Annotated in this window: 29 protein-coding genes; 15 read left to right on the forward strand and 14 right to left on the reverse strand. The window is 70.1% G+C overall.

The window, feature by feature from the left end; translation table 11 throughout:
- Positions 1–105 precede the first annotated feature (105 nt).
- Positions 106–714 carry an NAD(P)H:quinone oxidoreductase gene (wrbA, locus tag SVTN_RS19740; RefSeq protein WP_041130300.1) on the forward strand — a complete coding sequence of 203 codons (609 nt, stop codon included), beginning with the start codon at positions 106–108 and terminating at the stop codon, positions 712–714.
- A gap of 92 nt (positions 715–806) precedes the next feature.
- Here wrbA and SVTN_RS19745 read toward each other — a convergent pair whose 3' ends face one another.
- Together SVTN_RS19745 and SVTN_RS19750 are read right to left on the reverse strand one after the other, a co-directional pair.
- A complete protein-coding gene (locus tag SVTN_RS19745; protein ID WP_030685455.1) occupies positions 807–1,094 on the reverse strand; it encodes a metal-sensitive transcriptional regulator in 288 nt (95 codons plus the stop codon).
- 83 nt (positions 1,095–1,177) lie between these two features.
- On the reverse strand, positions 1,178–1,810 hold the full coding sequence (locus tag SVTN_RS19750) for a TetR/AcrR family transcriptional regulator (protein WP_041130301.1): 633 nt from the start codon (positions 1,808–1,810) through the stop codon (positions 1,178–1,180).
- Positions 1,811–1,874: 64 nt separating this feature from the next.
- Between SVTN_RS19750 and SVTN_RS19755 the strand changes: the two genes are divergently transcribed.
- On the forward strand, positions 1,875–3,290 hold the full coding sequence (locus SVTN_RS19755; protein WP_041130302.1) for an MFS transporter: 1,416 nt from the start codon (positions 1,875–1,877) through the stop codon (positions 3,288–3,290).
- Positions 3,291–3,305: 15 nt separating this feature from the next.
- Here the strand turns inward: SVTN_RS19755 and SVTN_RS19760 are convergent, their stop codons facing one another.
- Positions 3,306–3,722, reverse strand: coding sequence for a YciI family protein (locus SVTN_RS19760; RefSeq protein WP_041130303.1), 417 nt, complete (start codon positions 3,720–3,722; stop codon positions 3,306–3,308).
- Positions 3,723–3,875: 153 nt separating this feature from the next.
- Between SVTN_RS19760 and SVTN_RS19765 the strand changes: the two genes are divergently transcribed.
- Complete coding sequence (locus SVTN_RS19765) at positions 3,876–4,505, forward strand: MarC family protein (RefSeq protein ID WP_041130304.1); 630 nt, start codon at positions 3,876–3,878, stop codon at positions 4,503–4,505.
- Positions 4,506–4,537: 32 nt separating this feature from the next.
- Here SVTN_RS19765 and SVTN_RS19770 read toward each other — a convergent pair whose 3' ends face one another.
- The 3 genes from SVTN_RS19770 to SVTN_RS19780 form a co-directional block, all read right to left on the reverse strand.
- Entirely contained in the window at positions 4,538–5,713 is a 1,176-nt protein-coding gene (locus tag SVTN_RS19770; protein ID WP_425428990.1) for a winged helix DNA-binding domain-containing protein, read from the reverse strand.
- A gap of 201 nt (positions 5,714–5,914) precedes the next feature.
- Positions 5,915–6,787, reverse strand: coding sequence for an alpha/beta fold hydrolase (locus tag SVTN_RS19775; protein ID WP_245727594.1), 873 nt, complete (start codon positions 6,785–6,787; stop codon positions 5,915–5,917).
- A 32-nt stretch (positions 6,788–6,819) separates the two neighbouring features.
- Positions 6,820–7,797: an ArsR/SmtB family transcription factor gene (locus SVTN_RS19780; RefSeq protein WP_041130306.1), complete on the reverse strand. Its 978-nt coding sequence runs from the start codon at positions 7,795–7,797 to the stop codon at positions 6,820–6,822.
- A gap of 86 nt (positions 7,798–7,883) precedes the next feature.
- Between SVTN_RS19780 and SVTN_RS19785 the strand changes: the two genes are divergently transcribed.
- On the forward strand, positions 7,884–9,092 hold the full coding sequence (locus tag SVTN_RS19785; protein ID WP_041130307.1) for an MFS transporter: 1,209 nt from the start codon (positions 7,884–7,886) through the stop codon (positions 9,090–9,092).
- A 173-nt stretch (positions 9,093–9,265) separates the two neighbouring features.
- Here the strand turns inward: SVTN_RS19785 and SVTN_RS19790 are convergent, their stop codons facing one another.
- From SVTN_RS19790 to SVTN_RS19805, 4 genes are all read right to left on the reverse strand, one after another.
- A complete protein-coding gene (locus tag SVTN_RS19790; RefSeq protein WP_099055211.1) occupies positions 9,266–11,521 on the reverse strand; it encodes an FtsX-like permease family protein in 2,256 nt (751 codons plus the stop codon).
- Positions 11,518–12,192, reverse strand: a complete 675-nt coding sequence (locus SVTN_RS19795; protein ID WP_041134065.1) for an ABC transporter ATP-binding protein — start codon at positions 12,190–12,192, stop codon at positions 11,518–11,520. The genes SVTN_RS19790 and SVTN_RS19795 overlap by 4 nt, the downstream gene beginning before the upstream one ends.
- A gap of 63 nt (positions 12,193–12,255) precedes the next feature.
- Positions 12,256–12,804 (reverse strand): hypothetical protein, encoded by a 549-nt coding sequence (locus tag SVTN_RS19800; protein WP_245727595.1) that lies wholly within the window; start codon positions 12,802–12,804, stop codon positions 12,256–12,258.
- Positions 12,805–13,136: 332 nt separating this feature from the next.
- Positions 13,137–13,622 (reverse strand): DUF1269 domain-containing protein, encoded by a 486-nt coding sequence (locus tag SVTN_RS19805; RefSeq protein WP_041130308.1) that lies wholly within the window; start codon positions 13,620–13,622, stop codon positions 13,137–13,139.
- Positions 13,623–13,821: 199 nt separating this feature from the next.
- Here SVTN_RS19805 and SVTN_RS19810 point away from each other — a divergent pair, with 199 nt between their 5' ends.
- The gene (locus SVTN_RS19810) at positions 13,822–14,388 is read left to right on the forward strand and encodes a hypothetical protein (RefSeq protein WP_041130309.1); all 567 of its coding nucleotides are present in this window, start codon (positions 13,822–13,824) and stop codon (positions 14,386–14,388) included.
- A 399-nt stretch (positions 14,389–14,787) separates the two neighbouring features.
- Here the strand turns inward: SVTN_RS19810 and SVTN_RS41050 are convergent, their stop codons facing one another.
- From SVTN_RS41050 to SVTN_RS19830, 4 genes are all read right to left on the reverse strand, one after another.
- Positions 14,788–17,964: a tetratricopeptide repeat protein gene (locus SVTN_RS41050; RefSeq protein WP_159026476.1), complete on the reverse strand. Its 3,177-nt coding sequence runs from the start codon at positions 17,962–17,964 to the stop codon at positions 14,788–14,790.
- 249 nt (positions 17,965–18,213) lie between these two features.
- Positions 18,214–18,582: a hypothetical protein gene (locus SVTN_RS19820; protein ID WP_041130310.1), complete on the reverse strand. Its 369-nt coding sequence runs from the start codon at positions 18,580–18,582 to the stop codon at positions 18,214–18,216.
- A gap of 194 nt (positions 18,583–18,776) precedes the next feature.
- The gene (locus tag SVTN_RS19825) at positions 18,777–19,343 is read right to left on the reverse strand and encodes a P-loop nucleotide/nucleoside kinase family protein (RefSeq protein WP_245727596.1); all 567 of its coding nucleotides are present in this window, start codon (positions 19,341–19,343) and stop codon (positions 18,777–18,779) included.
- A 5-nt stretch (positions 19,344–19,348) separates the two neighbouring features.
- Positions 19,349–20,107 carry a GntR family transcriptional regulator gene (locus SVTN_RS19830; RefSeq protein WP_041130311.1) on the reverse strand — a complete coding sequence of 253 codons (759 nt, stop codon included), beginning with the start codon at positions 20,105–20,107 and terminating at the stop codon, positions 19,349–19,351.
- Between the two features lie 477 nt (positions 20,108–20,584).
- Between SVTN_RS19830 and SVTN_RS19835 the strand changes: the two genes are divergently transcribed.
- The 10 genes from SVTN_RS19835 (at position 20,585) to SVTN_RS19875 (ending at position 25,945) form a co-directional block, all read left to right on the forward strand.
- Entirely contained in the window at positions 20,585–20,851 is a 267-nt protein-coding gene (locus tag SVTN_RS19835) for a DUF6284 family protein (protein WP_041130312.1), read from the forward strand.
- Positions 20,848–21,036 (forward strand): hypothetical protein, encoded by a 189-nt coding sequence (locus SVTN_RS19840; RefSeq protein ID WP_041130313.1) that lies wholly within the window; start codon positions 20,848–20,850, stop codon positions 21,034–21,036. Before SVTN_RS19835 ends, SVTN_RS19840 begins: the two co-directional genes overlap by 4 nt.
- Entirely contained in the window at positions 21,033–21,338 is a 306-nt protein-coding gene (locus tag SVTN_RS19845) for a hypothetical protein (RefSeq protein ID WP_159026477.1), read from the forward strand. The genes SVTN_RS19840 and SVTN_RS19845 overlap by 4 nt, the downstream gene beginning before the upstream one ends.
- Entirely contained in the window at positions 21,335–22,201 is an 867-nt protein-coding gene (locus SVTN_RS19850) for a hypothetical protein (protein WP_041130315.1), read from the forward strand. Before SVTN_RS19845 ends, SVTN_RS19850 begins: the two co-directional genes overlap by 4 nt.
- On the forward strand, positions 22,198–22,533 hold the full coding sequence (locus SVTN_RS19855) for an RRQRL motif-containing zinc-binding protein (RefSeq protein WP_041130316.1): 336 nt from the start codon (positions 22,198–22,200) through the stop codon (positions 22,531–22,533). Before SVTN_RS19850 ends, SVTN_RS19855 begins: the two co-directional genes overlap by 4 nt.
- Positions 22,534–22,558: 25 nt before the next feature.
- Complete coding sequence (locus SVTN_RS19860) at positions 22,559–22,939, forward strand: DUF6251 family protein (RefSeq protein WP_041134069.1); 381 nt, start codon at positions 22,559–22,561, stop codon at positions 22,937–22,939.
- Between the two features lie 80 nt (positions 22,940–23,019).
- Positions 23,020–23,196 (forward strand): hypothetical protein, encoded by a 177-nt coding sequence (locus tag SVTN_RS44315; protein ID WP_159026478.1) that lies wholly within the window; start codon positions 23,020–23,022, stop codon positions 23,194–23,196.
- Between the two features lie 2 nt (positions 23,197–23,198).
- A complete protein-coding gene (locus tag SVTN_RS19865; RefSeq protein ID WP_041130317.1) occupies positions 23,199–23,378 on the forward strand; it encodes a DUF6257 family protein in 180 nt (59 codons plus the stop codon).
- A 93-nt stretch (positions 23,379–23,471) separates the two neighbouring features.
- Positions 23,472–25,550: a cell division protein FtsK gene (locus SVTN_RS19870; RefSeq protein WP_041130318.1), complete on the forward strand. Its 2,079-nt coding sequence runs from the start codon at positions 23,472–23,474 to the stop codon at positions 25,548–25,550.
- Between the two features lie 149 nt (positions 25,551–25,699).
- Positions 25,700–25,945, forward strand: a complete 246-nt coding sequence (locus SVTN_RS19875) for a hypothetical protein (RefSeq protein WP_041130319.1) — start codon at positions 25,700–25,702, stop codon at positions 25,943–25,945.
- Positions 25,946–25,959 lie beyond the last annotated feature (14 nt).

The following is a 25,959-nucleotide window of genomic DNA, read 5'->3' on the forward strand; positions in this document are numbered from 1 at the left end:
TACCTGTTGCCCTTGCGAAACGGATAGCAATCCGCTTAACCTCGAAGGCGTGGAAGCGGAAAGCAATCCGCTTCGCTCGTCGAGTTCGGCTGAGGAGAGTCCGCCATGTCCGTCAAGGTCGCCGTCATCTACTACTCGGCCACGGGTTCCGTCCATCAGCTCGCCCAGGCCGTCGCCGAGGGCGCCGAGAAGGCCGGTGCCGAGGTGCGCCTGCGCCGGGTGCCCGAGCTCGCCCCCGACGCCGCCATCGACGCGAACCCGGCCTGGCGCGCCCACGTGGACGCCACCGGCGACGTCGAGATCGCCACGCTCGACGACCTGGAGTGGGCGGACGCGTACGCGCTCGGCTCCCCCACCCGCTTCGGCAACGTCTCGGCGCAGCTGAAGCAGTACGTCGACACGACGGGCGGCCTCTGGCAGCGGGGCGTCATGGCGGACAAGCCCGCGACCGCCTTCACCAGTGCCCACAACGTCCACGGCGGAAACGAGTCGACGCTGCTCGCGCTCTACAACACCTTCCACCACTGGGGTTCGGTCATCGTCTCGCCCGGCTTCACGGACCCGGCGGTCTACGCGGCCGGCGGCAACCCGTACGGCACCGCCCACCCGGGTGCGAACGGCGCCCCGGCGGAGGAGGTCCTCGCGGCCGCCCGCTACCAGGGCGCGCGCCTGACCCGCATCGCCAAGCGCCTGCAGGGCCTGGCGGACGACTGATGTCCTGACCGCCGTCCGCTGGGACAGGAGTGCCCCCGGGGGAAACCCCCGGGGGCACTCTGCTTTTCGTTGCTTTTCGTTCCGGGCCGGTTCTAGGCCAGCGAGAGGAAGAGCTTCTCGAGCCGGGCCCGCATCGCCTCGGGGTCCTCGCCGTTCTTGCGGCCGCCCTCGATGTCGGTCAGGCACTGCTGGAGCCCGGTCGCGATGATCGCGAACCCGGCCCGGTCGAGGGCCCGGGAGGCGGCGGCCAGCTGGGTGACGACCTCCTCGCAGTCCCGCCCTTCCTCGATCATCCGGATCACGCCGGAGATCTGGCCCTGGGCCCGGCGCAGCCGGTTCAGGACGGCCTTGAGCTCGGCGCCCGCGAGATCGAGTTCCACTGTGACCCACTCCTCCACAGATACCCCAGGGGGTAATTTACTCCCCGACGCGGGGTTCCGTCGAAGACCAAGGATGACACCTGTCAGGGCGCGTAGCGGCGGAGGAACATCTCCACCCCGTCCACGACGAGCCGCTCGCTCAGCTCCTCGGTGAGCTCCGTCCCGTACTGCTCGAAGACCATCTGTGGGAAGACGAGCAGCGAGTACAGCTGGAGGACCGCGACCTCCAGGTCCGGGATCGCGAGCCGACCCCGGTCGGCGAGGGCGCGCAGGGCGTCCGCGACGGCGGGGTGGTGGCCGGCCGGGCCGTGCGCGCGCCAGGCGCGGCCGAGGTCGGGGAAGCGGTGCAGCTCGGTGGTGACGAGGGTGCGCAGGGCGCGGCCCTCCTCGTCGGCGCGCACGGCCCGGGCCCAGGCGCGCCCGGCCTCGGTGAGGGCGGCGCGCAGGTCCTCGGCGTCGGCGAGCCGGGAGAGGTCCGGGCCGTCGGCGTCCCCCTGCAGCGGCTCGTCGAGGGCGCCGGCGACGACGGCGGTGAAGAGGGCTTCCTTGCTGCCGAAGTGGTTGTAGACGGTCACCTTGGAGACGCCGGCCTCGGCGGCGATGGCGTCCATGCCGACGCCGAAGCCCTCGCGGAGGAAGAGCTCGCGGGCGGCCCGGATGACGGCCTGCCGCTTGCGGGCGGCGCGGGGGCCGGTGGGGGCGGGCTTGGGATCCATGCGGGGAGCCTAGCAAGGGAACTGTACTCTTGAGTTCAACTGTACTGTGCCGTACAGTTCAGTTATGCCCAGGACACACACCGCCCTACCCACCCCTGCCCACGTCCGCCCGCGCCGCTGGACGGCCCTCGCGCTGATCTGCGCGGCCCAGTTCATGCTGATCCTCGACGTCACCGTCGTGAACGTCGCGCTGCCCGCCGTCGCCGCCGACCTGGACCTCGGGCGTACGGCCCTGACCTGGGTCGTCACCGCGTACACCCTCTGCTTCGGCGGCCTGATGCTCCTCGGCGGACGGCTCGCCGACGCCCTCGGCGCCCGCCGGGTCCTCCTCACCGGCCTCGCCCTCTTCACCGCCGCCTCACTGGCCTGCGGCCTCGCCCCGAACGCCGCCGTCCTGCTCTCCGGCCGGGTGATCCAGGGCATCGGCGCCGCACTCCTCTCCCCGGCGGCCCTCGCCCTCGTCACGACCACCTTCCACGGCCCCGAACGGGCCAGGGCCCTCGGCGTCTGGGCGGCCGTCGGCGGCACCGGCTCCGCCGTCGGCGTCCTCCTCGGCGGCGCCCTCACGGCCGGCCCGGGCTGGCCCTGGATCTTCTACGTGAACGTCCCGACGGGCCTGGCGCTGCTCGCCGTACTCCCGAAACTGCTCCCGAAGGACACGGGCACGACAGGGGCCGGGCACCTGGACGTCCCGGGAGCCCTCCTGGTCACCGCGGCCACGGGCGCGCTGCTCTACGGCCTGGTCGGGGCGGGCGACGCGGGCTGGACCTCGGCCGGAACCCTGCTCCCGCTCCTGGGCGCGGTCGCCCTCTACGCGGCGTTCGCGGCGGCGGAACGCAGGAGCCGCACCCCGCTCATGGACCTCCGGCTGCTGACCCGGCGCCCGGTCGTGGCGGGCTCACTCCTCATGCTGGTCGCGACGGCGCTCCTGATCGCGTTCTTCTTCCTGGGCTCGATGTGGCTCCAGCACGTGCACGGCCTGGACGCCTTCCGCACCGGCCTGCTCTTCCTCCCGGTCGCGCTCACCACGGCGGTCGGCGCGCACCTCGGCTCCCGCCTGGTCACGACGGCCGGCCCACGCGTCTGTGCGGCCGCCGGCACGGCCCTGACGGCCGCGGGCTGCCTGCCGCTCGCCCTGGTGAGCGCGACCGCCGACCCCTGGACGACCCTCCTGCCGTCCCTGGCGACGGCGGCCCTCGGCCTGGGCGCGGTCTTCGTCACGGCGACCACGACCGCCCTCGGCCTGATCCCGCCGCACGAGGCCGGCCTCGCCTCCGGCATCGTCAACACCTGCCACGAGCTCGGCGGCGGCATCGGAGTGGCCGTGGCCTCCACCCTCGCCCTCGGCACCGTCACGACGGGCTTCACCACCGCCTTCACCGTCTGCACCGTCACGGCCGCCGCGGCGGCCCTGACGGCCCCGCTCCTCGTCCCCGGGGGAAGGCCCCGCGCGTCGGGCGGGGCCCACGGGATGCACTGAGCGTCCGCACCGGGCTCAGTCCTGGCCCGGGCCCGTCTCGTCGATCGGGCGGATGACCACCGGGTAGTCGGGGGAGCCGGGCGGGACCGGGCAGCGGGCGACCTGGGCGGCGATCTCCGTGACGCGCTCCAGGGAGGCGCAGTCGAGGACCCAGTAGCCGGCGAGGACCTCCTTGGTCTCGGCGTACGGGCCGTCGGTGACGACCGGCTCGCCGTCGCCGTCCACCGTGACGAAGCGGGTCGTGGACGGGGCGGCGAGGCCCTGGGCGTCGACCATCTCGCCGCGCGCGGCCGCGTCCTCGGTGACCGCGTTCATGTGGTCGAACATCGCCTGGAGCTGTGCCTTGTCCCAGGCGGGGTACTGCGCGGAGCCGCGGCCCGCCATCGCTTCGTAGTCGGCCTGCGATCCCTGCACCATCACCAGGTACTTCATGACGACCTCCTCGCTCGTTCTGCGACTGCTGCTGTCACTGCCTCTCGCAGCAGAGTCGGAGCCGGGCCGCCGTTCTCGACACCGCGCGGAGGGAAACCGGGAAAACGGAAGAAATCACCCGACCGCCCCAGGAAGCCGGTCAAGATCTCCGGTGTGAACGCACTCACCTTCTCCGCCGCCTTCATCGCCTTCTTCTCCGTCGTCGGGCCCCCGAAGGTGCTCCTCGCCTTCGCCGGCCTCGCCCAGGTCCACGAGGTCCGCCAGCTGCGGACCATCGCGCTCATCTCCTCCGGCGCGGCCGTCCTCGTCGGCCTCGTCACCGGCATCGCGGCACCCTGGCTGCTCGACCTCTTCCACATCAGCACGCCCGCCCTCCAGCTCGCGGGCGGCGTCATCTTCTTCATCTACGCCGTCGGCCTCGTCCTCGGCCTCCACTTCGGCTCCGACGGCACCCACCAGGACTCCCCGGACCTGGTCAGCGGGGTGCGCGAGCTGCTCATGCCGTACGTCGTGAGCCCGCTCGCCATGACCGCGGTGCTCATCGAGGCGGCCGCCCGCGACTCCTTCACCTGGCGCTCGACGGTCGTCGGCGCGTACGTGTCGGTCATCGTCCTCGACCTCGTCTGCGTCCTGCTCCTCGCCCGGATCCTGCGCCGCACCCACCACGCCACGATCGAGCTCCTCGGCCGCCTGCTCGGCCTGCTGCTCGCCGCCGTCGGCGTCGACCTGGTCCTCGACGGCCTCTACGACCTGGGCGTCCCGGGCCTGGAGGCCCGCCACTAGGGCCTGTCCGGCGGATCAGGGTCGGACAGGCCCTAGTGGGCGCTCAACTCCCGCTCCAACGGCGTCCGGAACCGGGGCGTCACCCGCACGTCCCCCAGCCACTCCGCGAGCCGCTCCGCCTCCGCCCCGATCGCCCGCTCCGCCTCCGCGCCCACGTCGGCGAGCAGCCGGCGGACGAGGGAGCCGTCCGGGCGCTGCGCCCAGCCGCCGACGATCCGGCCGTTCCACCACACCGTCGGCCCGATGTTCCCGCTGCGGTCGAACAGCGCCGCCCGATGGTCCGGGTCCAGGTACCAGTCACGGCCCTGCCAGCCCATCGCCGTCGGGTCGAGCGCGGGCAGCAGCGCCGCCCACGGTTCCGGCGACGCCACGGGCTCCAGGTCGTCCGGCAGGACGAACCCCGTCCCCCCGTCCACCGCCACCGACACCGCCCCCACCGCCGCGAGCGCCTTGCGCACGTCGGTGACCTTCCACCCCGTCCACCACGTCAGATCCGCCTCGGTCGCAGGCCCGCACGCCCCGAGCCAGTGCCCGAGCAGCTCCGCCCGCGCCTCCGCCGGATCCCGTACGGGATGCTCCTCGGCGAGCGCCCACCGGAAGCGGCTCGACGTCCACGAACCCTGCGGCCTGCCCCGTACGATCCGGCCCTCCATGCCGAGCACCCGCAGCACCCGGCTGGCGACCGACTGCACGCCCTCCTGGCGCGTCCCGGCCCCGTACACATACGTCGACCTCAACCTCGGTACGGCACCGCCGAGTTCGGCCCCGGTCGCCTCGCCCCGTACGGCCAACTCTCCGAGTACGAGCCGCTCGGTCTCCGCGAGCCACTCCCCGTCGAAGTCGCTGCCGGCCGCCAAGTGCTTGAGGAGCGTGGTGCGTTCGCGTACGGCAGCGGGCCGGGTCGTCGAGGCCTGGACGGCGGCGGCGAGGGAGGAAGGGAAGACGAAGACCGTGTGCCGCATGCCGTGCATACGGACCAGGGACCCGTCCTCGTACAGCGCCCGCTCCACCGCCCCGACCGGCTCGACGCCCTCGGCCAGCCGGGCCGCCACCGCGAGGAACACGCTCGCCGGATCCGTCCCGTGCAGCGCCACCAGCGCGTCCGCGACCTCCGCCGCCGACCCGGCCCGCGCGCTCCCGGCCAGCCGGTGCCGCACCCCGAGCCGGGCCCGCCGCTCGGCCGCATCGATGATCCTGGTCTCTCCCATGGGCCCCATGATGGTTCAGGAGCCGGTCGAGTCGAGGAACTCCGTCACGGTCCTCACGAACTCGTCCTCCTCCTCGAACAGCGCCTCGTCCTCTGCACCCCGCCGCCGGGCACGGAGGCGGGGGAGCGCCTCGCGCTGCTCCGGGTGGTGGGCAGGGAACAGTTCACGCCCGCCATGTGGGGGTCGGCCGGCGGCAAGGGGTCAGTGCGGGAGTTCGAGGATCAGCCCGCCGAGCACCTCGGGCCGCTCCAGATGCACATCGTGCCCGACGCCGGGCAGGCTCACGCCGTGGAGCCGGGGCTGGATCCGCGCCATCTCCGCGTACTCGTCACCGCTGATGATCCCCTCCTCGCCGAGGACGACGAGGGCGGGGCAGTCGACGGCGGCCCACTCCGCCCAGAAGTCCCGCCGGGTGAGCTCGTCGAGGGACCGCTCCATGACGTCGGGTTCGAAACGGGGCCAAAGCCCACCGTCACGCTCCTCGAGCCCATCGGCCCACCCCTCTCCCACGGCCCGCTTCCCGTTCCCCAGGTACGAGACGGCGGCCTCCCGCGAAGGGAACGGCACCGGCCAGGCCCGCAGCCAGCCCCCGATCTGCTCCGGAAGACCGGGCTCGGCACCGCCGGGCCCGGCCTCGACGAGGACGAGGGCGCGCGGCAGACCGGGGTGGGCGGCGGCGGTGAGGAGGGCGGTGTGCCCGCCGAGCGACTGCCCGACCAACAGGGGCCGTACGAGCCCGAGTTCCTCGACGACGGCGACGACGTCGGCGACGTACGCGGCACGCGAGACGTCCGCCGGATGCCGCTCGCCGGCACCGTGCCCGCGCTGGTCGAGGGCGACGACCCGGTGGCCGGCGTCCCGGAGCAGCCGGGCGAGGCCGTCCCACTCGCCGGAATGCCCGGCGAGCCCGTGGAGGAGGAGGGCGTCGGGCCCGGAACCGCCCCAGTCGCGGCAGGAGAGCCGTACCCCGTCACGTACGAGAACACGCTCGGTCCAAGAAGCCCCGGAAGGCCCGGCAGGCCCGGCAGACCCGGAAGAGCCGGAAGAGCTGAAAGACCCGGAAGGGAAGATCACCACCCCATCCTCCCTCACGAACCTCACGAACCTCACGGATGAAGGAGCTGATCGGCGACGGCGGTACGGGCGTAGAGGACGGAGCGGCCGCTGCGGTGGGCGGTGACGAGGCCGGCGTTCCGGAGGGCGATGAGGTGCTGGGAGACGCCGGCGGCGGACATGCCGCAGTGCGCGGCGAGCTGGGTGGTGGAGGCGGGGGTGTCGAGCTCGGTGAGGAGCAGGGTGCGGGAGCGACCGAGGACGGCGGCGACGGCATCGGTGGCGGCGGTGGTGCGAGGCTCCCAAACTCCGCCGAACCCTCGTGCGGGATAGGCGAGTTGAGGAGGATCAGGATGAACGGACCGGGTGAGGACCTGGGGCCAGGCGAAGACGGAGGGGATGAGCAGCAGCCCGGATCCGGCCTGGTCGCGGGTGAGGGAGCAGTGCCGCCGTACGAGCCGCAGGGTGCCGTCGTCCCACCGTACGGTCTCGTGGAGTTCGCTCAGGACCCGCGCCGAACCGTGCTCGGCGACCTGCCGCGCCCGGTGGAAGACGTCGGCCTCCAGGACCTTCTGGATGCGGGCCCAGTAGGGGGCGAGGGCGAGCTCCCAGTACGTCTCGATCTCGTCGGCGACCTTGGGGAGGACGGCCGGGGGATCCTCGCGCAGAGACCGGAGCCGAGCCGGGTCGACCCTCTTCCCCTCCAAGGTGTCGAGGTCGTCGATCACGTCCTCGGCGGGGGCGCGGCGGATGGCGTCGAGCTCGGCGTCGAGGGTGGGGAAGGGCCCGGCGGGGGTGGGGTTGAGGAAGTCGGCGAGGTAGCCGCTGCCGGGGATGAGGGCGGCGAGCCAGCCGCGATCGAGCCCGGCGCGGACGATCCGGGGCCGGACCTGGGCGGCCCAGCGCCCGTGGGGGGCGGAGTCGGGCCGGTGGGCGACGATGCGGTAGCTGGTGACGACCTCCCACATGGGGGAGACGGCGAAACGGGTCTGGGCGAGGTCGGCGGCGGAGAAACTGAGCCCGGCTTCCATGCGTGCCACGTCCTGGAGTAGGCGAATGGATTCGCTCTGACCTTAATCATTGGAGGGTCAGGACTGCGGAAAACCAAACTCCCCCCATGCCTTCGACACGCACGTCCACCTCAGCGTTCCGCAGCCTCCCGTCCGTCGTCTGGACGATCTTCGCGGGAACGATCGTCAACCGCCTCGGCTACCTGGTCACGCCGTTCCTGGTCTTCTTCCTCGCCTCGCGGGGAGTGACGGGCGGGGACACGACGTACGTCCTCGGCGCGCTCGGCGCGGGCAACCTGATCGGCCCGGCCGTGGGCGGCATCCTCGCGGACCGCATCGGCCGCCGCCCCACGATGCTGATCGGCCTGATCGGCGCGGCGGCGGCGCAGGGGGCGCTGTTCCTGGCGCCGGGGGTGTGGACGATGGCGGCGGCGGCGCTGCTGATCAGCGCGGCCGGCAGCACGGTCTCCCCGGCGGCGTACGCGATGCTGGCGGACGCCGTCGACAGCGAACGGCGCCGGCGCGCGTACGCCCTCTTCGGCTGGGGCGTGAACATCGGCACGGCGGTGTCGGGCGTCCTGGGCGGCTATCTGGCGGCCCAGGGCTACTGGCTCCTGTTCGCGGTGGACGCGGGCTCGATGCTGCTGTACGCGCTGGTGGTGGCGGTCCGCCTCCCGGAACCGAAGCGGTCGGCCCCGGCGGAGCGCTCTCAGGACGGCATCGGCTACGGGGTGGTGGCTCGAGACCGCCTGGCGATGCTCCTGCTCCCCCTCTTCGGCGTCCAGCTTTTCGTCTACTCGCTGACCGAGGTCGCGCTCCCGCTGGCCGTCCGCGACAGCGGCCTCTCGCCGGCGGTGTACGGGGCGATGGCGGCGATCAACGCGGTCATGGTGGTCGCGCTGCAGCCGTTCGCGACGGCGTGGCTGTCCCGGTTCCCGCAACTGGCGGTACAGAGCACGGGCAGCGCACTGATAGCGCTGGGAGTCGCGCTGACCGGTCTCGCTGACAGCATCGCCGGCTACACGCTGTCGGTCGTGGTCTGGTCACTCGGCGAGGTGGTGGTGGCGGGCATCGCGGCAGGCCTCTTCGCCAACCTGGCCCCGGCCCACGCCCGCGGCCGCTACCAGGGCGCCTTCAGCTGGACGTGGGGAGTGGCCCGCTTCGGCGCCCTCACCCTGGGAGTGACGACGTACACGACGCTGGGCCCGGCGACCCTGTGGTGGACGGCGCTGGTGGCGGGCACGGCATCAGCGGCGACGACGCTGACCCTGAGGACCCGCATCGAGAGCCGCACGACCCACGAACTGACGGCATGAGGAACTGCTCGCCTCCGGCACGGCAGTGGGCCACGAGCACGTCGGCGTGCTCGTGGCCCACTGCCGTCCTCGCCCTTCCACCAGGAGACGAGCTCCCTGTGCGTGGCGAGCGGCGAGTCCCGAATGACCTCCGGGTAAGCGAACGGACACCTGAAGGACAGGACCCCGAACGATCAGTCCCGCCGAATGTGCTCGGGATCGATGTGCCGCCGCACCATGGGAACGGAGGCGACCGCGGCGGCGAGCACGACCCCCAGCGCACAGGCGAACAGCAAGGGCAACCCCTCCCAGTCCCAGTGCACCGCACCACCCCCGGTGATCAGATAACTGGACTCGGCGAGCCACCCGGTGACGATCGCCGCCCCCAACCCCACCACCAACGGCAACACCACCTGCACCACCTGCACCACCCGCAAGGTCCCCGCCCGAGCCCCCAACAAGGCCAACGCCGTCACCTGCCCCCGCCGCTCCATGGCCCGATCGGCCACAGACACGACGAACGCGGCCACCCCGATCACGAGCCCGAGCACCATCCCGACCACCAGCAGACTCCGAATCACGGTCAACTGAGCTAGCGAGTCGATGACGATCCCCACGGGCTCGACGGATGCGGTGGGCGCGATGGCCCCGATCCCGTCGAGAACGGCACGGACGGTGCCGGGGTCGGAGGCGCTGACTAGAACGAAGCGCGAGTCTGCGAGCTGAGTGCCTTGGGGGAGCAGTGAGGGAGGAATGAGCAGGCTTGGCCCGACAAACTCCGAGGGCTCGTAGGCTTGAACGGTGACGACATCCTGAGGTACAGGGACAACCAGTTTCCGCCCACTGTTGAGTAGGAACGGGAAGCTGGCGCCGGGGCGGGCGTCCTCGTCAAATAAGAAGGTCGGATCCTTGATCCGCAGCACCTTGTTGTCGACGCATCCGTGTGTTGTCTTGGTGAAGGCCGCCAATTGAGCGCACGTAGCAATGACGCCCTGGACCCTGGGCAGGTCCTCCTCCACGGTAGGGATCCATGAAGGGGCGATCAGACCATGGGCCTGCACTCCACTCAAAGCGGTCAATTGTGTGCGCTGCTGTGTACTCAGCTGCGACACCGGAAGGCTGTACTCCTGAATTGGGGCCGTCCGGCGACTGACCTGATCCAGTTCGATGAGTACCCCTTGCGTGAGCGAGGCACCGAATACCAGCAGCACAAGACCGGTCACGACCCGAAGTGCGCCACCAGGGTCGACTTCCGTGCGTCGCATGGCCAACGACAGAGGCAGCGATTTCGACGTTGATGCAAGGCGCTTGGACAGCCACGATGTGATCGGAGCCAGCCCGAATACAAGCCCCGCCCCGGTCAACAGTACTGCGCCAGGAACCAGTGCAGCGCTGCCAGAGTCACCTGACGGATCCCGACCCAACGCACTGAGCAGGCAGTATCCGCCGATAATCCCGAGCCCGGGGACCAGTAAGAACGTCCCGTACTTCTTGGGAGGTTTCCCTTCGCCAGTGCGGCGGACGCTGATGGGAGACTGGGTAGCCCGCCGCGCACTGATCTGGCCTACGGCCCACGCGAGAGCCGGACACCCCAGTAGACAAACGGCGATGGTTACCCCCTCGGGCCGCCCATCGGCTGGGTACCAGTGCAGTCCTGGCAATCCGACCCGGGCCATGACTTCGTTGCACCCGAGATAACCGATGAGTCCAACCAATGCCCCGACGAAGGCGGCGACCACGATCTCTCCGGCATTGACCCGCAACGTGTCCTTCGCACTGAGGCCGACGAGCCGAAGCGCGGCGAGCCGGCGCGCACGAGACTCTCCGGAGAGCCGCGCGCAGACAGAGAGGAAGATGACGAGAGGGAGCAGCACGATGCAGCCGAGAGTGAACCGCAGGATGTCCAGGGTGGATGGCTCGATGAGCTCGTGCTGCATGTACTCGGTGCCGAAGTGACCGAGCGCCGCCGCCCCGGTTAGCTCATCCGGGCTGGTGCCGATGTAGGCGTAAAGCTCGTCGGGACCTGCGAGCCCCGGCGGGGCAATCGTGCCGGTCACACGGCCGGGTACGAGTCCCGCAGCGTGCGGGTTGGCAGCCAAGATCTCGCCCAGCTTCGGCGAAACGATTGCCTCGCCTGCACGAGGGAGTTCCTTGATTCCCGGGGGAACCGGCAGAGGCCCAGGGCCTGTGCGAGCAATGAAGATCCGTCGCAACGGTTGTGAGCCGTAGGGGTCCAGGAATTCTTGGTAGACGGCGTTGCTGTTCTTGGCGGACTGTACCGATCGGATCGTCACCCGAGCATCGCTGGCAGCGATGATCGTCGGAATGGTGAGTGAGGCGGCCAGGCAGGCAACGCCGAGTGCGGACCCGAAGGCCATCAGGAGGAACCGGACCCGGGCCCTGCGCCCGCTGCGCAATAGCAAGCGCATGCCAAGGACGAACGCGTTCACACAGCCACCCGCTGGGCCAGCACACCGTCCGACATCGTGTACTGGGTATCGGCCTTCGCGGCGACATCGGCATCGTGAGTGACGATGACGACGGCGGTCTTCTGCCTCCGGGCAAGCTGAAGGAATTCATCCAGTACGGCAGCCGCGTTGGCGCTGTCGAGCGCCCCGGTCGGCTCATCGGCGAACACCACGTCCGGCCGGTGGACCAGAGCCCGCGCAACTGCCACACGCTGACTCTGGCCACCCGACAACTTCGACGTCCTGCGCCGCAACAGATCGCCCATCCCCAGCCGCCCGAGCACCTGGCCGGCCATCGCATGGGCGTGGGACTTACTGATCCCGGCGAGCCGGAGAGGGAGCGCTGCGTTCTCCTCGACGGTCAGTTCCGGCAGCAGTTCCCCGTACTGGAAGACGAACCCCAGGCGCGTACGACGCAGCGCACTGAGCTCCCCGTCGGGGAGGGACGAGAGCTGCTTGCTGTCGAAGGTCACCGTGCCGTTGGAAGGCGGCAGAACCCCGGCGAGGCAGTACAGCAGGGACGACTTGCCTGATCCGCTGCTGCCCATGATGGCGGCCACTTCGCCGCGCTTGAGCGAGAAATCGGCACCGGTTACCGCCTGCTGGGTGCCGTAGAAGAGATCCACGCCCTCGGCGCGGAGGATGACGTCCATCGTGCTGCGCACTCCTATGGGGGCGGGAGGCGCTGGTGAGCACCTCCCGCGAGGTTGGCTTCCCTACGGGCGCTTGAAGTGCTTCGTCGGCGAGCAGTTGTCAGGGTGAAGGGAGCCGCGGTTCACGCATACGCGTACGTCGGCCGTGCTCGTGTATCGAGTCGCACCGTCGTGGACGAGCTTGTCGATGAAGACGGACTTCTTCTGCGTACCATCGAAGCGATTCCACCCGTAACCGTGCACCTTCACCAGCAGATACACGTTGTGGCCGTCGTTCACGTCGAGGTCGCGCAGCCGGCCCTTGACGTGGAAGGCGCCCTGCTGCACCTCTACCGGCTCCCACTTGTACCTTGCGTCCGTGAACTGCGCCCCCTTCGTCTTGAGGGTCGCTACTTCGTGCCACGAGTCGGCCGCCGCTACCCCCATGCCTCCAACGAACAACCCCGCAGCCACCACAGCTGCCGCCAACTTCCTCATCGATATCCCCTGGTTGAAGTGAATGTGCCGACTGGTCATCACAGAAAGTATCGGCATCACTACAGATGAGATCGAGAAGGAACGTCCCTTCCTCGAATCACCCTTCGATCCAGTGAATGGGCCCTTCCAGTCCACCGCTCATCCCTGCGCGACATCGCTGCAGGTCACAGCCGTCGTCTCAGTCGGTGCGCGCTATCGGAAGGCGAGTTGAGTTCCTCGGCCGGGTAGAAGCCGTTGACGCCCAGGGTGTTGGCGAGGTGCCGCGGCGGGCCCGGTCGCTTTGTCGGGTGTGAATTGGGCGATGGCCGTCATCGGCGGAGGCGTCCGGCTCGGGGTGAGCCGGACGCCTCCGTAGTCAGCGGGGTGGTGCGTGGGTCGGGTCAACTGCACCTGGGCGCAGCACTGTTGGCGCGCACGCGCCGCGATTGCCCGGCACCCATCCCCCCGCCCCCCCATCCCTCACCCCCTCAGCCCGCGAACACCTCGCGCAGCTTCGTCTCCTTCTCGCTGTCCAGGTTGGAGTGGATCAGCTCCGTGTGGCCGCCCGGAAAGGCCTCCCGGATGCGTTCGACCACGGCGTCCTGCGAGAGCAGGAACAGCGCCGAAGTCCCGGGCGTCACCTTCGACTTGACCGAGTCGATGAAGTCGTCGTCGATGCCGACGTCCGCCATCTTCCCGCCCAGCGCACCCGCCGCCGCCCCGACCGCCGCGCCGAGCAGGGGCATGAAGAAGAGGAGGCCGAAGAGCATGCCCCAGAAGGTGCCGGAGAGCGCGCCCGCGCCGGTGAGGTCGTGCAGTTGCTTCGTCTTCGGCTTGCCCGCGTCCGCCGGCCAGCTGACCGTCGCCGCGTCGAGGACCTTGATCAGTTCCTGCTTCTGCAGCTGGAGCAGGGTGTCCTCCACGGCTGCGGCCCCCTCGGGCGCATCGAATTTCCACACGGTCAACGTGGCCACGTCCAGCCTCCAGGAGCTCGCCGTACGGCGCTCGGCAACAGGTACGGCCCAGTAAAGGCGCTGCACCCAGAAGGTGCATCTCGGGATGAAATGAACGATGGGGCGTGGTGGTCGCATCACCGTCCCCGTAGGAGTGATCACCGGTGATCACCGGTGCGCCTGCGTGAAGGGGCGCGGCGGGCTCCCCAAGGATGCGCGCATGCGTCCTTCCTCTTCCTTCCTGAGCCGTGCCCGGGCCCTCGTCCCGTTCGTCGCCGCCGTCGCCCTCCTCGGTACCGCCGGTTCGTCCGTGGCCGGTGCGGCGGAGGCCTGCGGCTCCGTCATCACCGCCCCCCTCGCCCCTCCCGTCTCCGCCGACGACCCCTGTCCCAGCGCCGACCCGGTCGTGTGCCGGATCCGCGTCCTGCCGATGGACGAGAAGGTCGAGGCCCAGCGGACCCGGATGCAGTACCACGGGCTCCTGGAGGACATGCACCGCACCGAGCGCGACATGCGGGAGGCGGGCGCCACGGACGAGGAGATCGCCCGGGAGCTCGTCGACATGCGCAACCAGGCCAAGGAGATCACCCGCGCCGGCATGACCCCCGAGGAGGTCCGGATCCTGGAGGAGCGGAACATCGCCAAGTACGGCAACCCCCTGGGCCCCACCGCGGACCAGCTGTACGCCAAGTACGGCTCCTGGCAGCAGGTCATCGACGCGTCGATGCGGACCAGCTACGCCGTCGACCGCGAGCTGAGCCTCGAGTACCGCCCCTGCTCCGTGTGACCACCGACGGCCCTGTACGACGTGCGTGCCGGCCGGCGAGCCGGTCCGCGCCGCTCGTGCAGGGTCGTCCCGCGTCCGTGACCAAGCGGGATCCGCCGCTGGGCCGGAGAACGTCGAAGGGCCCCACCGCGAACGGTGGGGCCCTTCGACAACGTGCCCGGTGAGGCACTGGCGGAGGATACGAGATTCGAACTCGTGAGGGGTTGCCCCCAACACGCTTTCCAACTGTCCGCTCCACCGTTCGCGGACATTCGCAGGTGTTCGCGCGGCCGTTCAGGTATGCATCGTGGATGCAGGTGAACGGCCGCGTCCTACGGCGTACTGGACAAAGACCAGGACAACGCTTGGCGGGACGTAGGACCTTCCGTTCCGTAAACCGTGTGGATCGGTCGTAGACGGTCACTGTGGCTTCTCGTGGTCTTCTGCGAGGGTCTCGGAGGCGGGAACGGCCGTCACGGTTGCTGTACTCGGTTCCTGCAAGGCTTCGACCAAACCGCGGATGATGGTGGTGATCTCGCGAGTGGCATGGGTGTGAGGGTGGTCTGGGCCGAGGAGGCGTTCGCGGTCGGCCAGTACTCGCTCGCATAGTTCCAGGGCTTCCTGGATGCGTCCGACATCGGTGTAGGAGACGGCCAGGTTGTTGCGGGCGCTAAGGGTGTCGGGGTGGTCTGGGCCGAGGAGGCGTTCGCGGTCGGCCAGTACTCGCTCGCGTAGTTCCAGGGCTTCCTGGTTGCGCCCGGACTTGATGTAGGAGACGGCCAGGTTGCTGCGGGCGCTAAGGGTGTCGGGGTGGTCCGGGCCGAGGAGGCGTTCGCGGTCGGCCAGTACTCGCTCGCGTAGTTCCAGGGCTTCCTGGTTGCGCCCGGACTTGGTGTAGGAGTTGGCCAGGTTGTTGCGGGCGCTAAGGGTGTCGGGGTGGTCCGGGCCGAGGAGGCGTTCGCGGTCGGCCAGTACTCGCTCGCGTAGTTCCAGGGCTTCCTGGTTGCGCCCGGACTTGGTGTAGGAGTTGGCCAGGTTGCTGCGGGCGCCAAGGGTGTCGGGGTGGTCCGGGCCGAGGAGGCGTTCGCGGTCGGCCAGTACCCGTTTTTTCAGCTGCAGGGCTTCCTGGATGCGCCCGACATCGGTGTAGGAGCTGGCCAGGTTGCTGCGGGCCGTGAGGGTGTCGGGGTGGTCCGGGCCGAGGAGGCGTTCGCGGTCGGCCAGTACCCGTTCTTCCAGCTGCAGGGCTTCCTGGATGCGTCCGGCCTCGGTGTAGGAGACGGCCAGGTTGCTGCGGGCCGTGAGGGTGTCGGGGTGGTCCGGGCCGAGGAGGCGTTCGCGGTCGGCCAGTACCCGTTCTTCCAGCTGCAGGGCTTCCTGGATGCGCCCGACATCGGTGTAGGAGACGGCCAGGTTGCTGCGGGCCGTGAGGGTGTCGGGGTGGTCCGGGCCGAGGAGGCGTTCGCGGTCGGCCAGTACCCGTTCATCCAGCTGCAGGGCTTCCTGGATGCGTCCGGCCTCGGTGTAGGAGACGGCCAGGTTGCTGCGGGCCGTGAGGGTGTCGGGGTGGTCCGGGCCGAGGAGGCGTTCGCGGTCGCCCAGGACTCGCTCGTGCAGTTCCAGGGCTTCCTGGTTGCGCCCGGCCTCGGTGTAGGAGTTGGCCAGGTTGCTGCGGGCCGTGAGGGTGTCGGGGTGGTCCGGGCCGAGTGAGCCTTCGAAGTCGGCCAGTACTCGCTCGCGTAGTTCCAGGGCTTCCTGGATGCGTCCGACATCGGTGTAGGAGTTGGCCAGGTTGCTGCGGGTGCCAAGGGTGTCGGGGTGGTCCGGGCCGAGGAGGCGTTCGCGGTCGGCCAGGACTCGCTCGTGCAGTTCCAGGGCTTCCTGGTTGCGCCCGGCCTCGGTGTAGGAGTTGGCCAGGTTGCTGCGGGCCGTGAGGGTGTCGGGGTGGTCCGGGCCGAGTGAGCCTTCGAAGTCGGCCAGTACTCGCTCGCGTAGTTCCAGGGCTTCCTGGATGCGTCCGACATCGGTGTAGGAGTTGGCCAGGTTGCTGCGGGTGCCAAGGGTGTCGGGGTGGTCCGGGCCGAGGAGGCGTTCGCGGTCGGCCAGGACTCGCTCGTGCAGTTCCAGGGCTTCCTGGATGCGTCCGACATCGGTGTAGGAGTTGGCCAGGTTGCTGCGGGTGCCAAGGGTGTCGGGGTGGTCTGGGCCGAGGAGGCGTTCGCGGTCGGCCAGTACTCGCTCGCGTAGTTCCAGGGCTTCCTGGATGCGTCCGGCATTGGTGTAGGAGTTGGCCAGGTTGCTGCGGGTGCCAAGGGTGTCGGGGTGGTCCGGACCGTGGTGGTCGGTGCTGCGCTGAACAACGCTTTGGTCGTATTCGACGGCTTGCTCGTACAGGCCTACTGCGGTCAGACTGCGGCTGACTCGGTACACGCATGTGTGCGTGGTGGGCTGCCACAGCAATGGGTATGTGTGCTGATCCAGCAGCATGGTGTTCACACGCAGGGTCGCGGAGAGGTCTCGGTCCTGGTGGTCGATGTCGGGCCACAGGCTGAGAATCGCATCGCCCGCGGTACGGGCGATCGGGGGGAGCGCCTGGTGCTTGATTGTCTCGCGCACGGCCCGTGCTGTCAGGGCGTGCATACGGATCGGTGCCTGGACGCTGTCCTGTGCAACGAGCGCGTAGGTGCGCAGGCAGTCCAGCGCGGAGTGGATTTCCTCTTCGGTGACGGCCAGTTGCCGTCTGCGCAGCCAACGACGGCGGGACGGTCGCGATGTGCGTAGGTAGTTTTGCGCCGGTGGCGTGGTCCACAGAGCTGCAGGGTGTCCGAGTGGGTCCACCAAAGCGATGAGCTGGAGCAGCGTCTGGGCCAGTTGAGTGGTGTCGGAGGCTTGGACGGCGTCTAGGGAGAGCAGAAGCGCCGTGGTGACGGGCCGGCCGTAGCCTTCGGTGTCTGCCTCCGGTGGGAGAAGGTCGGCGAGTTTGCTGTCCGTTGCCTGGAAGCCGGTGAGGTACGTGCCGACGTCGCACCGCTTGTTAATCATGTAGGCGGCGGCGTGGCCGAGAGCGAGCGGCAACAGACCCAGAGCCTGGGACAATTCACCTGCGGGACCGTCCTCGAAGAGCTGGGGATGCCCGGCGTCGGACAGACGGCGGTGCAGGTAGGCCGTCGCCTCTGTGGGAGTGTAGAGATCAAGGTGGATCAGGCGGCGGCCCTGGCCACTCAGCAGGGCGTCCCTGCGTCTGGTTGTGGCCAGGACACGGCCGTTGCGGGGGTTGCCGTCCGGCCACCACGCATCGACGGCCACTGGGTCGGTGATGTCGTCGAGCACCACTAGCCACCGCCGGTTGGTGGCCGATAGCCAGGCCAGGAACGCCCGTGCGGCGGTGGCATCGTCTGCGCTGCCAGCAAGCCGCAGCTGCTCGGCAGCCTCGGCGTAGGCAGTGATGATCTGGTCGGGCTCCGTGGCGCTGACCCACAAGAGCAGGTCAAGCCCGCTGTCCTGCCCTCGGTCCTCATCGCGCAGTTCCCGCGCCAGTGCGGCGGCGAGCTGGCTCTTGCCGACCCCACCGTCCCCTGCCAGGACCTGCGACAGCACCGGTTTACCCTCACCCTGCTCGCTGCGGGACCGGTGAAGGGACGACCAGGCCACTGCGCGTGGTTGGAATGCCGCCGCGAGCCTAGGAACGTTGCCCACCCAGACCGGCCAGGAGACCTCCGGCGCCCGCGGAGGCGGCACCTGAACATGCACGTCGGTCGTGATCTGCGTGACGTCCCTGCCCGCGCGGGCACGCTGCTGCGTCTGCTTCCGCCCCAGCCCCACTGGATCCCCCTGCGTTCTGGTTGGTCAGGACCGGTCGCCAGCGACCTGGTCCACGTCGCCCCCGCCGCGCGCCTTCTGCCGGATGCTCTCCCGCAGCGGACGACGCCCCGACCGTGCCGACGAGCCGTGGCTGCCAGCGGTCTGCTTGACCTTGCCCTTCGTACGCGCCGACTGCCGCACCCGGCGCACCGGTCCACCCCCGCCGGGCGCAGACGCCTGGGAGGCCCACCAGCCAAGAGCGGCCAGCACGCCGGCCGCGACCACCCCCGCGACCGGGCCGATCACATCCCAAGGGTCGTTCCCACCCGGAGACAACACAGCCCATGGCACCGCGACGGCGAAAAACGCCACCACTGAGGCCACCACCGCCAGCACCCACCGCAGCGCTGCCATGCCACCCCTCCGCATCGAGTAACACGCTTGTAAAACAGCATGATTGCACGCACCGACCCCCAGCACGCGGCTATGAAGAGACCACCCCGCGACTGCCGGACCGCCATACCCACACAGTCGGCGGAACCTGAACGGCGCCGCGCCGCGCGCTGGCCCCAATAAAGCGGGGCCTCGCCCGTCTCAGTTCCTGTCGGTCAGGTGGGGGGAATCCTGGCATCTAGGGCCCTGGTGACGTTCGCGGGATCACCGTCGTACCGCACATGTGGTTCATCTGCTTGAGGAGGGACGAAGCGGGTGCGGTATCGCTGAAGGTCACTCTCGGAGAAGTAGATCGAGTTGGGGTCGTTAGCGTGAAATGCGTTTCGCCTACTGATCCGCTCCCACAGCTCCGCATGGCTTGCCGCAAGGTAGACAAGCACAGGGGCCGCTCCGGCATCCGTAGCGATCGCTCGCCACTTCGCACGGTCCTCCGGAGTCCAGAACCCGTGGTCGACGACGACGCTGTGTCCAGCCTTGAGGTGGTTCCTGAGCTCGATCGCCACATCCGCGAGCACCGGCTGTTCAAGAACAGGGAAGACGCCTCGTGGGAAGTCCACCCCGTACACGCCGTGCCTGCGGAACATCTCCTCATCTGGGCAAAGTCGCACGAACCCGCGCGCGGTAAGAGTGCGCGAGAGTGTGGTCTTCCCAGAGCCAGGCAGGCCGGCCATGAGGACACAGACCGGCGGCTTTGGCGGCACGTTCGTCATGGTGTCGTCCATGCCGCTCACGACGAGACCTCCGATTCTGTTCGCCACGTCCGGCCGGGCCCTCCAAGGTCTACGCCGTACTCCACGATGTTGCCCTCGCTATCGATGAACTTCGCGGTCATGACGACCACTGGCTCCGCAGGCGGGTTTTCGGGATCCAGTTCCAGCAGGCGCGCGTACTCCGCTGTCAGCGGGGAGGCGGACGCGGTGTCGATTCGGTGGCTGATCGGGTGGCCTGTCGCCTGGGCGATGAGCTGAAGGGAGGTTCCCCCCGTCAGCCGCTCACTCGTCGCAAGCTGAGGAATCATCCGGCCGTACCGAGCGGGAATCCATGACGTGCTGTGGGCGACGATGCCGTGCCGGTCCCGATACACGCGGCTCCGGCGGACCACTTCGGTGCCCGGCTGGATGTCCAGCGCTTGCGCCACATCAGCAGGCGCCGGCACCACAGATGCCTGATGTGAATCAGACCTCTCGCCATCCCCCCAGCTGGACCCGGTGCGGCGCCCCCGGTCCTGCCGTTGGGATCCGGAGGACATGGGGGCGGGCTGGTCGAGGACCTCCGTGCCGATGCCATGGATGCCTCGGACGAGTCCTTCGTTGCGTAGCTTCCGCAGAGCCTTCTCAGCCGTAGCAGTGCTTACCTTCCACTCCTCCGAGAGGTTCTTGATGCTCGGCAGGAGAGTGCCCGGCTGGAGCTGACCGGACGCGATCAGCTCGGCGTAGTGGGCGGCAATCCTTGCGTAGGGCGCCCGATTATCGGCCTGACCTGCCATGTCTCTCGCTCCCTCTCGCGACTTCCCTGAGGTTCCCTAGCTTACTGCTTGACACCACAGGGAACCCTAGGGAACCTTAGGGACGTGCCCGCCGGGCCGGTTAGCCGGTCGGTGAGCGCGGGACCTCAACGTGCCCTATCTCCGGGCCAGTTGAGGTCAAGGGGCCCGGGACAGAGCGGGCCGAGGGTCCCGGGTCCCTGGTCACCCCGGAGGGCGAGACCGAAAGGTCGCCGTCTCGCATGCCTAAACGGGAGCTCGTGTTCCTGAAGGCGAGACACCTGCACCACCTGAAACACCTGCGCTCAGTCGCGGCGATTGCTGCGGCCGGTTGCCTCCCCCGCCTGTCCGGCCCTCTCGGGTGCCGTACGGGAGGGGCCGAGGGGAGCCGGAGATTCCTGGTTCTAACGGCGAGACCCCCCGGTGTTCGAGCACCGGGGGGTCGGTTCGGGCCGTTCCTGTCTGAGAGGAACACACCCAATGAAGTCCATCGCTGCACTTCAGGCCGTTGTTACGGCCACCCCGTTCGACGGTGAGCCGTCGGATGCGGAGCTGGACGCGATCGAGCAGGAGATGCCGCTGATCCTGGCGAAGGTCGACCTGCTCGACGCGCAGATCATGACCCTCGACCGCCCGGCCACGGAGCTGGACGAGCGGCGGATCCGCCGGGCCCGCAACCGGGTCATGGCGGAGCGCCGGAACCTGACCAACCGCGCCGGCCTGGCGCAGGCGGGCGGTGCCGCGTGAACCCCCTCGCCTTCTGGGCCCTCGGTCTCCTGTGCATCGCTGTCGAGATCTGGTGCGCCGTCACCAGCATCAAGGACGGGGTGCTCGTCGCCGCTATCGCCGGGTTCGGCGTGATCGGCGTCGACCGGCTCCTGCTCCGCGCCGACCGCTGCGAGGAGTTCGCCGAGGCGGGTGAGGAGCGATGACCCCCGCAGAATGCGGCGTGAGCGGACGCGACATGCTCCCGGCCGATGTCGTGGACCTGCTGTCCGCGATCGTCGAGGCCCTGGACATCCCGCTGCCGTCGGTCGAGGACACCGACGAGCGCAAGCACTACCAGCTGCTGGACCGTCGCACGATGGACGTCCGCATTGCTCTGCAGTCCCTGCTGCGTCACCGCAGCCACCCGGACCTGCACGACGACGCGGCCTACATCCGCCGCTGGACGGCTGAATACCCGGTCACCTACATGCCCTTCCGCTCCGACCGGACGGAGGAGGAGGGATGAGGAAGCAGCTCGTGACCGTCGCTCCGGCCGTCGCCATGACGGTGGTGTCCATGGTCCTCACGCTGGCCGTGGTGGTGATGTGGCTCGGCGGCTCGATGCCCTGGCAGATCGCCCTGGTGGTCGGGCTCGGCCTCGACGGCGGCTGGCTGGCCACCCTCGCCTATGAGCGGCGCCTCGCCGCCCAGGGCGACCACTCCACCCCCGTCACCATCGTCGGGTGGGCCTTCGGGCTCGCCGCGACCGGCGTCCTGGTCGCCCACGCCCTCGGCGAGGAGTCCACCGGCGCCTGGCTCGCCATCTCCTGGCTCCCGCTTGCGGCCAAGGCGTTGTGGCTCGTGCACGGCATGTGGGAGCGGACCGCGCTCACCCCGGTCGCGCTGGACGCGATCCGCGGCATCCAGCAGGAGGCACGGGACGAGGCGGCCGTGGCCCGTGCCCGACTGCGGGCGCAGGCAGGCACGGAGGAGACCCGGCTGACGGCCGTGACGGAGACCGGGTCACGCGTCGCACGGGTCCAGGCCAAAACCGCCGAACGGCTCTCCGGAGCGTGGGCGACGCTGGAGACGGCCCGGCAGGGCGAGGGCACCGCACGGGCCCTGACCTGCGTGACGGACCGCGTCACACCCACGTCACAGCCCCGCTGGGAGCTCCCCGTCTGGGCCCCCTTCGAACCCGTCCCCGCCCTCGACGCGCCCGCCCTGGACGATGCCGAGCTCGACCGGATCGTCACCGAGCTCCACAGCAGCGAGACGCCGCCACTGTCCTACCGTGAACTGTCGCTGCGGTTCCGGGCGGCCGGTCACAGTGCGAGCGAGACCCGGCTGCGGGCCGCCTGGCGACGCGTCACCACGACCGCCTCATGAGCACGCTCCCCGTCTACCGCTGGCGCCTCGCGCCCGAGGGCCTCGCCACCGTCCGGCAGCTCCGCGCGATCGGGCTGCGGCCCGGCGGTCAGCCGGTCGTGGCCCAGCTCGAACGCCGCCGCCGCCGGCGCGAACCGCTCATCGCCTTCCTCTACCGGGTCGACCTCGCCCTGCCGGTCCGGCCGATGACCCCGGCCCGCTGGGCGGCTCTGGAGCGGGCGAACGCGGCCCGGCGCATCTGCCCGCAGTGCGGGCGGGACGCCGGGTACCGGATCCCGCCCTCGCTCGGCATGTGCACCCCCTGCGCCTACCCCGACACCACCGCCGCCTGAGCGGCCACGAGAGGACGTGACCTCCGTGAACCACCTCCCCGAGCCCACCCCCGTCGTCCGGCTCCCGGACGGCACCTACACCTACGCCGACCACCTCCCCACCCCGATCCAGCCCGCCGCCGTGCCGCAGGTGGTCCACCAGCACATCCACCAGGCGCCGCCGGACCGCACCGTCCAGCGCATCGCGCTCGGCTCCGGCATCGGCGCCGGCACGGTCGCCGCCGGGGTCTACTTCGGCCCCCTGCTCGTCGGCGCGCTCACCGCGATCGCCGCGAACCTGGCCCTGCTCGCGTTCCTCGCCGCCGTCCTGTCCTGGGGCGTCGTGACCGTCGTGCGGTCGATCGGCGGCCCGGACGGCAAGGCCGCCGCCAAGACCCTGACCAAGACCCGCAAGCGCCGCCGCTGACGCCTGCCCGTCCACCCCTCGGCCAACCGGGCCGGGGGTGGGCGGGGAGTCGGGACAGCCCCGGCCCCGGGAGGGACCCCGTGACCAGCCAGGAGTACCGCGAGAAGGCGGAGAAGCTGCTCCGCAACGCCATCTACGGCGGCCACCCCACCGCCGCCGCCGTCGAGGAGGCCGCCGTGTGGGCCCGCCTCGCGCAGGCCGCCGCCACCACCGAGGCCGCCCAGACCACCAACCCGCAGCAGAGCGAGGAGAAGTAGCCATGGCCGACACCCCGAAGCTGACCGCCGGAGAGAAGACGCAGGTCGCCTGGTACGTCGCCCGCATGTGCAAGCGCGGCATCGCCGGCGAGACCGTCTACCAGGCCGACCTGGAGGCCAAGGTCGACCGCGTCATCGACAAGGCCCGCGAGCGCGCCGAGAAGAACGCCAAGAAGAAGTAGCGGTGCCCCGGGGACGGCCGTCCCGGCCAAGGAAACCGCGCCGTCCCCGGGGCCTCTGCCCTCCACTCTTTCGAGCAGCAGGAGAACCCCAGCATGACCGAGACGCCCGTGGCCGCGCACCTGCGGCCGGTGCCCGACATAGACCGCGACGACGAGACGCCCACCGCCCCGATGCCGGTGGACAACCCGAACCTGCCCGACCCGAAGGTGACGATCGAGAAGCGCAAGCCGGTCCTCGCCGGATGGCTCACCAACCGCCATGACTTCCTCGCCACCGCCCGCCACACCGGCGCGAACGTCGGCTACGCCGCCCTGTACCACGGGGTGCGGGTGCCGGTATATGCCGGACGCCTGGCGCTGATGTCGCCGCGGGGAGCGTGCCGGTTCGTCGCCTCCACCAACCGGTGGGTGTGGGACCGGGAGGCCGCTCCGCTGCGGGACTACGCGGTGCGGACCGAGGACGTGGAGGAGTACATGCGGCTGGCCAAGCTGCGCGCCGGACGGATCCGGCTGCGCGGTCTGGTCACCCTCGTGTCCCTCGTGTTCGGCGCCTCCTTCGCCCTGTGGCTGTACGTCGTCGCCCCCGCCTACCTGTTCCTCTTCGCCACCGGCGGGGTGCTGCTGCTGGGGATGGGCGGGCAGCAGCCCGACTCCCCGGTCGTCGGCCCGGCCGTACTGAAGACCGAGATCCAAAAGCTCACCGGCTCGATCGTGCTGCGCGGTCTGGACTCGATCGGCAACGCGAAGATCTCCGCCGCCATCAAGAAGGGCGGCGACATGAACGGCCTGCGGTTCACCAGCGAGATCGTGCGCGACGGGCCCGGCTACCGCGCCGACCTCGACCTGCCCTACGGCGTCACGCCCGAGGACATCATGGAGGCGCGCAAGCCCCTCGCCTCCGGCCTGCGCCGCAAGGTCGGCTGCGTCTGGCCCGCCCCCGACCCCACCGAGCACGAGGGACGACTGGTGCTGTGGGTGGGGGACAAGCCGATGAACGAGACCACCAAGCCCGCCTGGCCGCTGCTGAAGACCGGCAGCGTGGACCTGTTCAAGCCGGTGGTGTTCGGCAACGACCAGCGCATGCGGGACGTCACGGTCACGCTCATGTTCGCGGCCGTCGTCGTCGGCTCCGTGCCCCGTATGGGCAAGACGTTCCTGATGCGGCTGCTCCTGCTCATCGCCGCCCTCGACCCCCGCGCGGAGATCCACGCGTTCGACTTCAAGGGCACCGGCGACTTCGGCGCCCTCGAACCCATCTGCCACCGCTACCGCGCCGGCGAGGAAGACGACGACATCGGCTACGTCGTCGAGTCGCTGCGGGAGCTGAAGGACGAGCTGCGACGCCGGGCGAAGGTCATCAAGTCCCTGCCGCGCTCGCGCTGCCCGGAGTCGAAGGTCACCCCCGCCCTCGCCGACGACAAGTCCCTCGGGCTGCACCCGATCGTGGTCGGGTTCGACGAGTGCCAGGTGCCCTTCGAGCACGCCGAACACGGCGCGGAGATCGAGGCGATCTGCACCGACCTGGTCAAACGCGGCCCCGCCCTGGGAATCGTGACCCTCTTCGGCACCCAGCGCCCCGACGCCAAGTCCCTGCCCACCGGCATCTCCGCGAACGCGATCCTCAGGTTCTGCCTGAAGGTCATGGGCCAGCCCGCCAACGACATGGTGCTGGGCACCTCGATGTACAAGTCGGGATACCGGGCCACCATGTTCTCCCGCTCCGACCGGGGCATCTGCTGGATGGCCGGCGAGGGCGACGACCCCCGCATCGTCGCCTCCGCGTTCGTCGACGCCGTCGCCGCCGAACAGGTCGTCGCCCGCGCCCGCAAGGCCCGCGAGGAGTACGGCAACGTCACCGGCCACGCCATCGGCAAGGGCCCCGACAAGACCAGCGGCAACGACATCCTCGCCGACGTCCTCGACGTCATCCACGAGGGCGAGAAGGCCGTGTGGTGCGAGCGCATCGCCACCCGTCTGACCTCCCTCCGGCCCGACACCTATGCCGGGTGGAAGGGCGAGAACGTCACGGCCGCCCTCAAGCCGTACGGCATCAAGCCGGGCCAGGTCTGGGGCACCACCGACGACGGCAAGGGCGCCAACCGACGCGGCATCGACCGCACCGACATCACCGCCGCCCTCACACGCCGTAACGCCGACCGGGCCGCCGCCTGACCCCGGCACCACCGCTAGACCTAGCAGCATCCGCTGCTAGGTCTAGCAGCCGCGCTAGCACCCCACAGGGTCGCTGACCTGCGCACTAGCGTCTAGCGGCCCACCTGCGAAAACCCCGGAAACCGCCCCAGGCAAGGGAGAGCCCGCCCATGCTCACCGCTAGTACCCTGCTTCTGCTCGCCGCCCTCGCCGGTTACGCACTGTTGTGTGCGGCGTCTCCGTTCGGGACCTGCCGCAAGTGCCGTGGCCTCGGCGCCAAGGTCGTCCTCGACCGCAAGGGACGCCCCAAGCGGTCCAAGCCCTGCCGCCGCTGCAAGGGCCACGGCAAGCGCCTCCGCGTCGGACGGCGCCTGCACAACCACGGCCGTGCGATCCACCGCGCCGGCACCCGCTGAACCACGTTGTGGGA

The organism is Streptomyces vietnamensis, from assembly GCF_000830005.1.
Classification (GTDB): Bacteria; Actinomycetota; Actinomycetes; order Streptomycetales; family Streptomycetaceae; genus Streptomyces; species Streptomyces vietnamensis.

What these genes read in the sequence shown, in the direction of transcription:
- wrbA (WP_041130300.1), top strand. Translation starts at nt 106, where the DNA reads ATGTCCGTCAAGGTCGCCGTCATCTACTACTCGGCCACGGGTTCCGTC.
- SVTN_RS19750 (WP_041130301.1), bottom strand. Translation starts at nt 1,810, where the DNA reads ATGGATCCCAAGCCCGCCCCCACCGGCCCCCGCGCCGCCCGCAAGCGG.
- SVTN_RS19755 (WP_041130302.1), top strand. Translation starts at nt 1,875, where the DNA reads ATGCCCAGGACACACACCGCCCTACCCACCCCTGCCCACGTCCGCCCG.
- SVTN_RS19760 (WP_041130303.1), bottom strand. Translation starts at nt 3,722, where the DNA reads ATGAAGTACCTGGTGATGGTGCAGGGATCGCAGGCCGACTACGAAGCG.
- SVTN_RS19770 (WP_425428990.1), bottom strand. Translation starts at nt 5,713, where the DNA reads ATGGGAGAGACCAGGATCATCGATGCGGCCGAGCGGCGGGCCCGGCTC.
- SVTN_RS19780 (WP_041130306.1), bottom strand. Translation starts at nt 7,797, where the DNA reads ATGGAAGCCGGGCTCAGTTTCTCCGCCGCCGACCTCGCCCAGACCCGT.
- SVTN_RS19785 (WP_041130307.1), top strand. Translation starts at nt 7,884, where the DNA reads ATGCCTTCGACACGCACGTCCACCTCAGCGTTCCGCAGCCTCCCGTCC.
- SVTN_RS19795 (WP_041134065.1), bottom strand. Translation starts at nt 12,192, where the DNA reads ATGGACGTCATCCTCCGCGCCGAGGGCGTGGATCTCTTCTACGGCACC.
- SVTN_RS19810 (WP_041130309.1), top strand. Translation starts at nt 13,822, where the DNA reads ATGCGTCCTTCCTCTTCCTTCCTGAGCCGTGCCCGGGCCCTCGTCCCG.
- SVTN_RS19820 (WP_041130310.1), bottom strand. Translation starts at nt 18,582, where the DNA reads ATGGCAGCGCTGCGGTGGGTGCTGGCGGTGGTGGCCTCAGTGGTGGCG.
- SVTN_RS19825 (WP_245727596.1), bottom strand. Translation starts at nt 19,343, where the DNA reads ATGGACGACACCATGACGAACGTGCCGCCAAAGCCGCCGGTCTGTGTC.
- SVTN_RS19830 (WP_041130311.1), bottom strand. Translation starts at nt 20,107, where the DNA reads ATGGCAGGTCAGGCCGATAATCGGGCGCCCTACGCAAGGATTGCCGCC.
- SVTN_RS19835 (WP_041130312.1), top strand. Translation starts at nt 20,585, where the DNA reads ATGAAGTCCATCGCTGCACTTCAGGCCGTTGTTACGGCCACCCCGTTC.
- SVTN_RS19845 (WP_159026477.1), top strand. Translation starts at nt 21,033, where the DNA reads ATGACCCCCGCAGAATGCGGCGTGAGCGGACGCGACATGCTCCCGGCC.
- SVTN_RS19850 (WP_041130315.1), top strand. Translation starts at nt 21,335, where the DNA reads ATGAGGAAGCAGCTCGTGACCGTCGCTCCGGCCGTCGCCATGACGGTG.
- SVTN_RS19855 (WP_041130316.1), top strand. Translation starts at nt 22,198, where the DNA reads ATGAGCACGCTCCCCGTCTACCGCTGGCGCCTCGCGCCCGAGGGCCTC.
- SVTN_RS19865 (WP_041130317.1), top strand. Translation starts at nt 23,199, where the DNA reads ATGGCCGACACCCCGAAGCTGACCGCCGGAGAGAAGACGCAGGTCGCC.
- SVTN_RS19870 (WP_041130318.1), top strand. Translation starts at nt 23,472, where the DNA reads ATGACCGAGACGCCCGTGGCCGCGCACCTGCGGCCGGTGCCCGACATA.
- SVTN_RS19875 (WP_041130319.1), top strand. Translation starts at nt 25,700, where the DNA reads ATGCTCACCGCTAGTACCCTGCTTCTGCTCGCCGCCCTCGCCGGTTAC.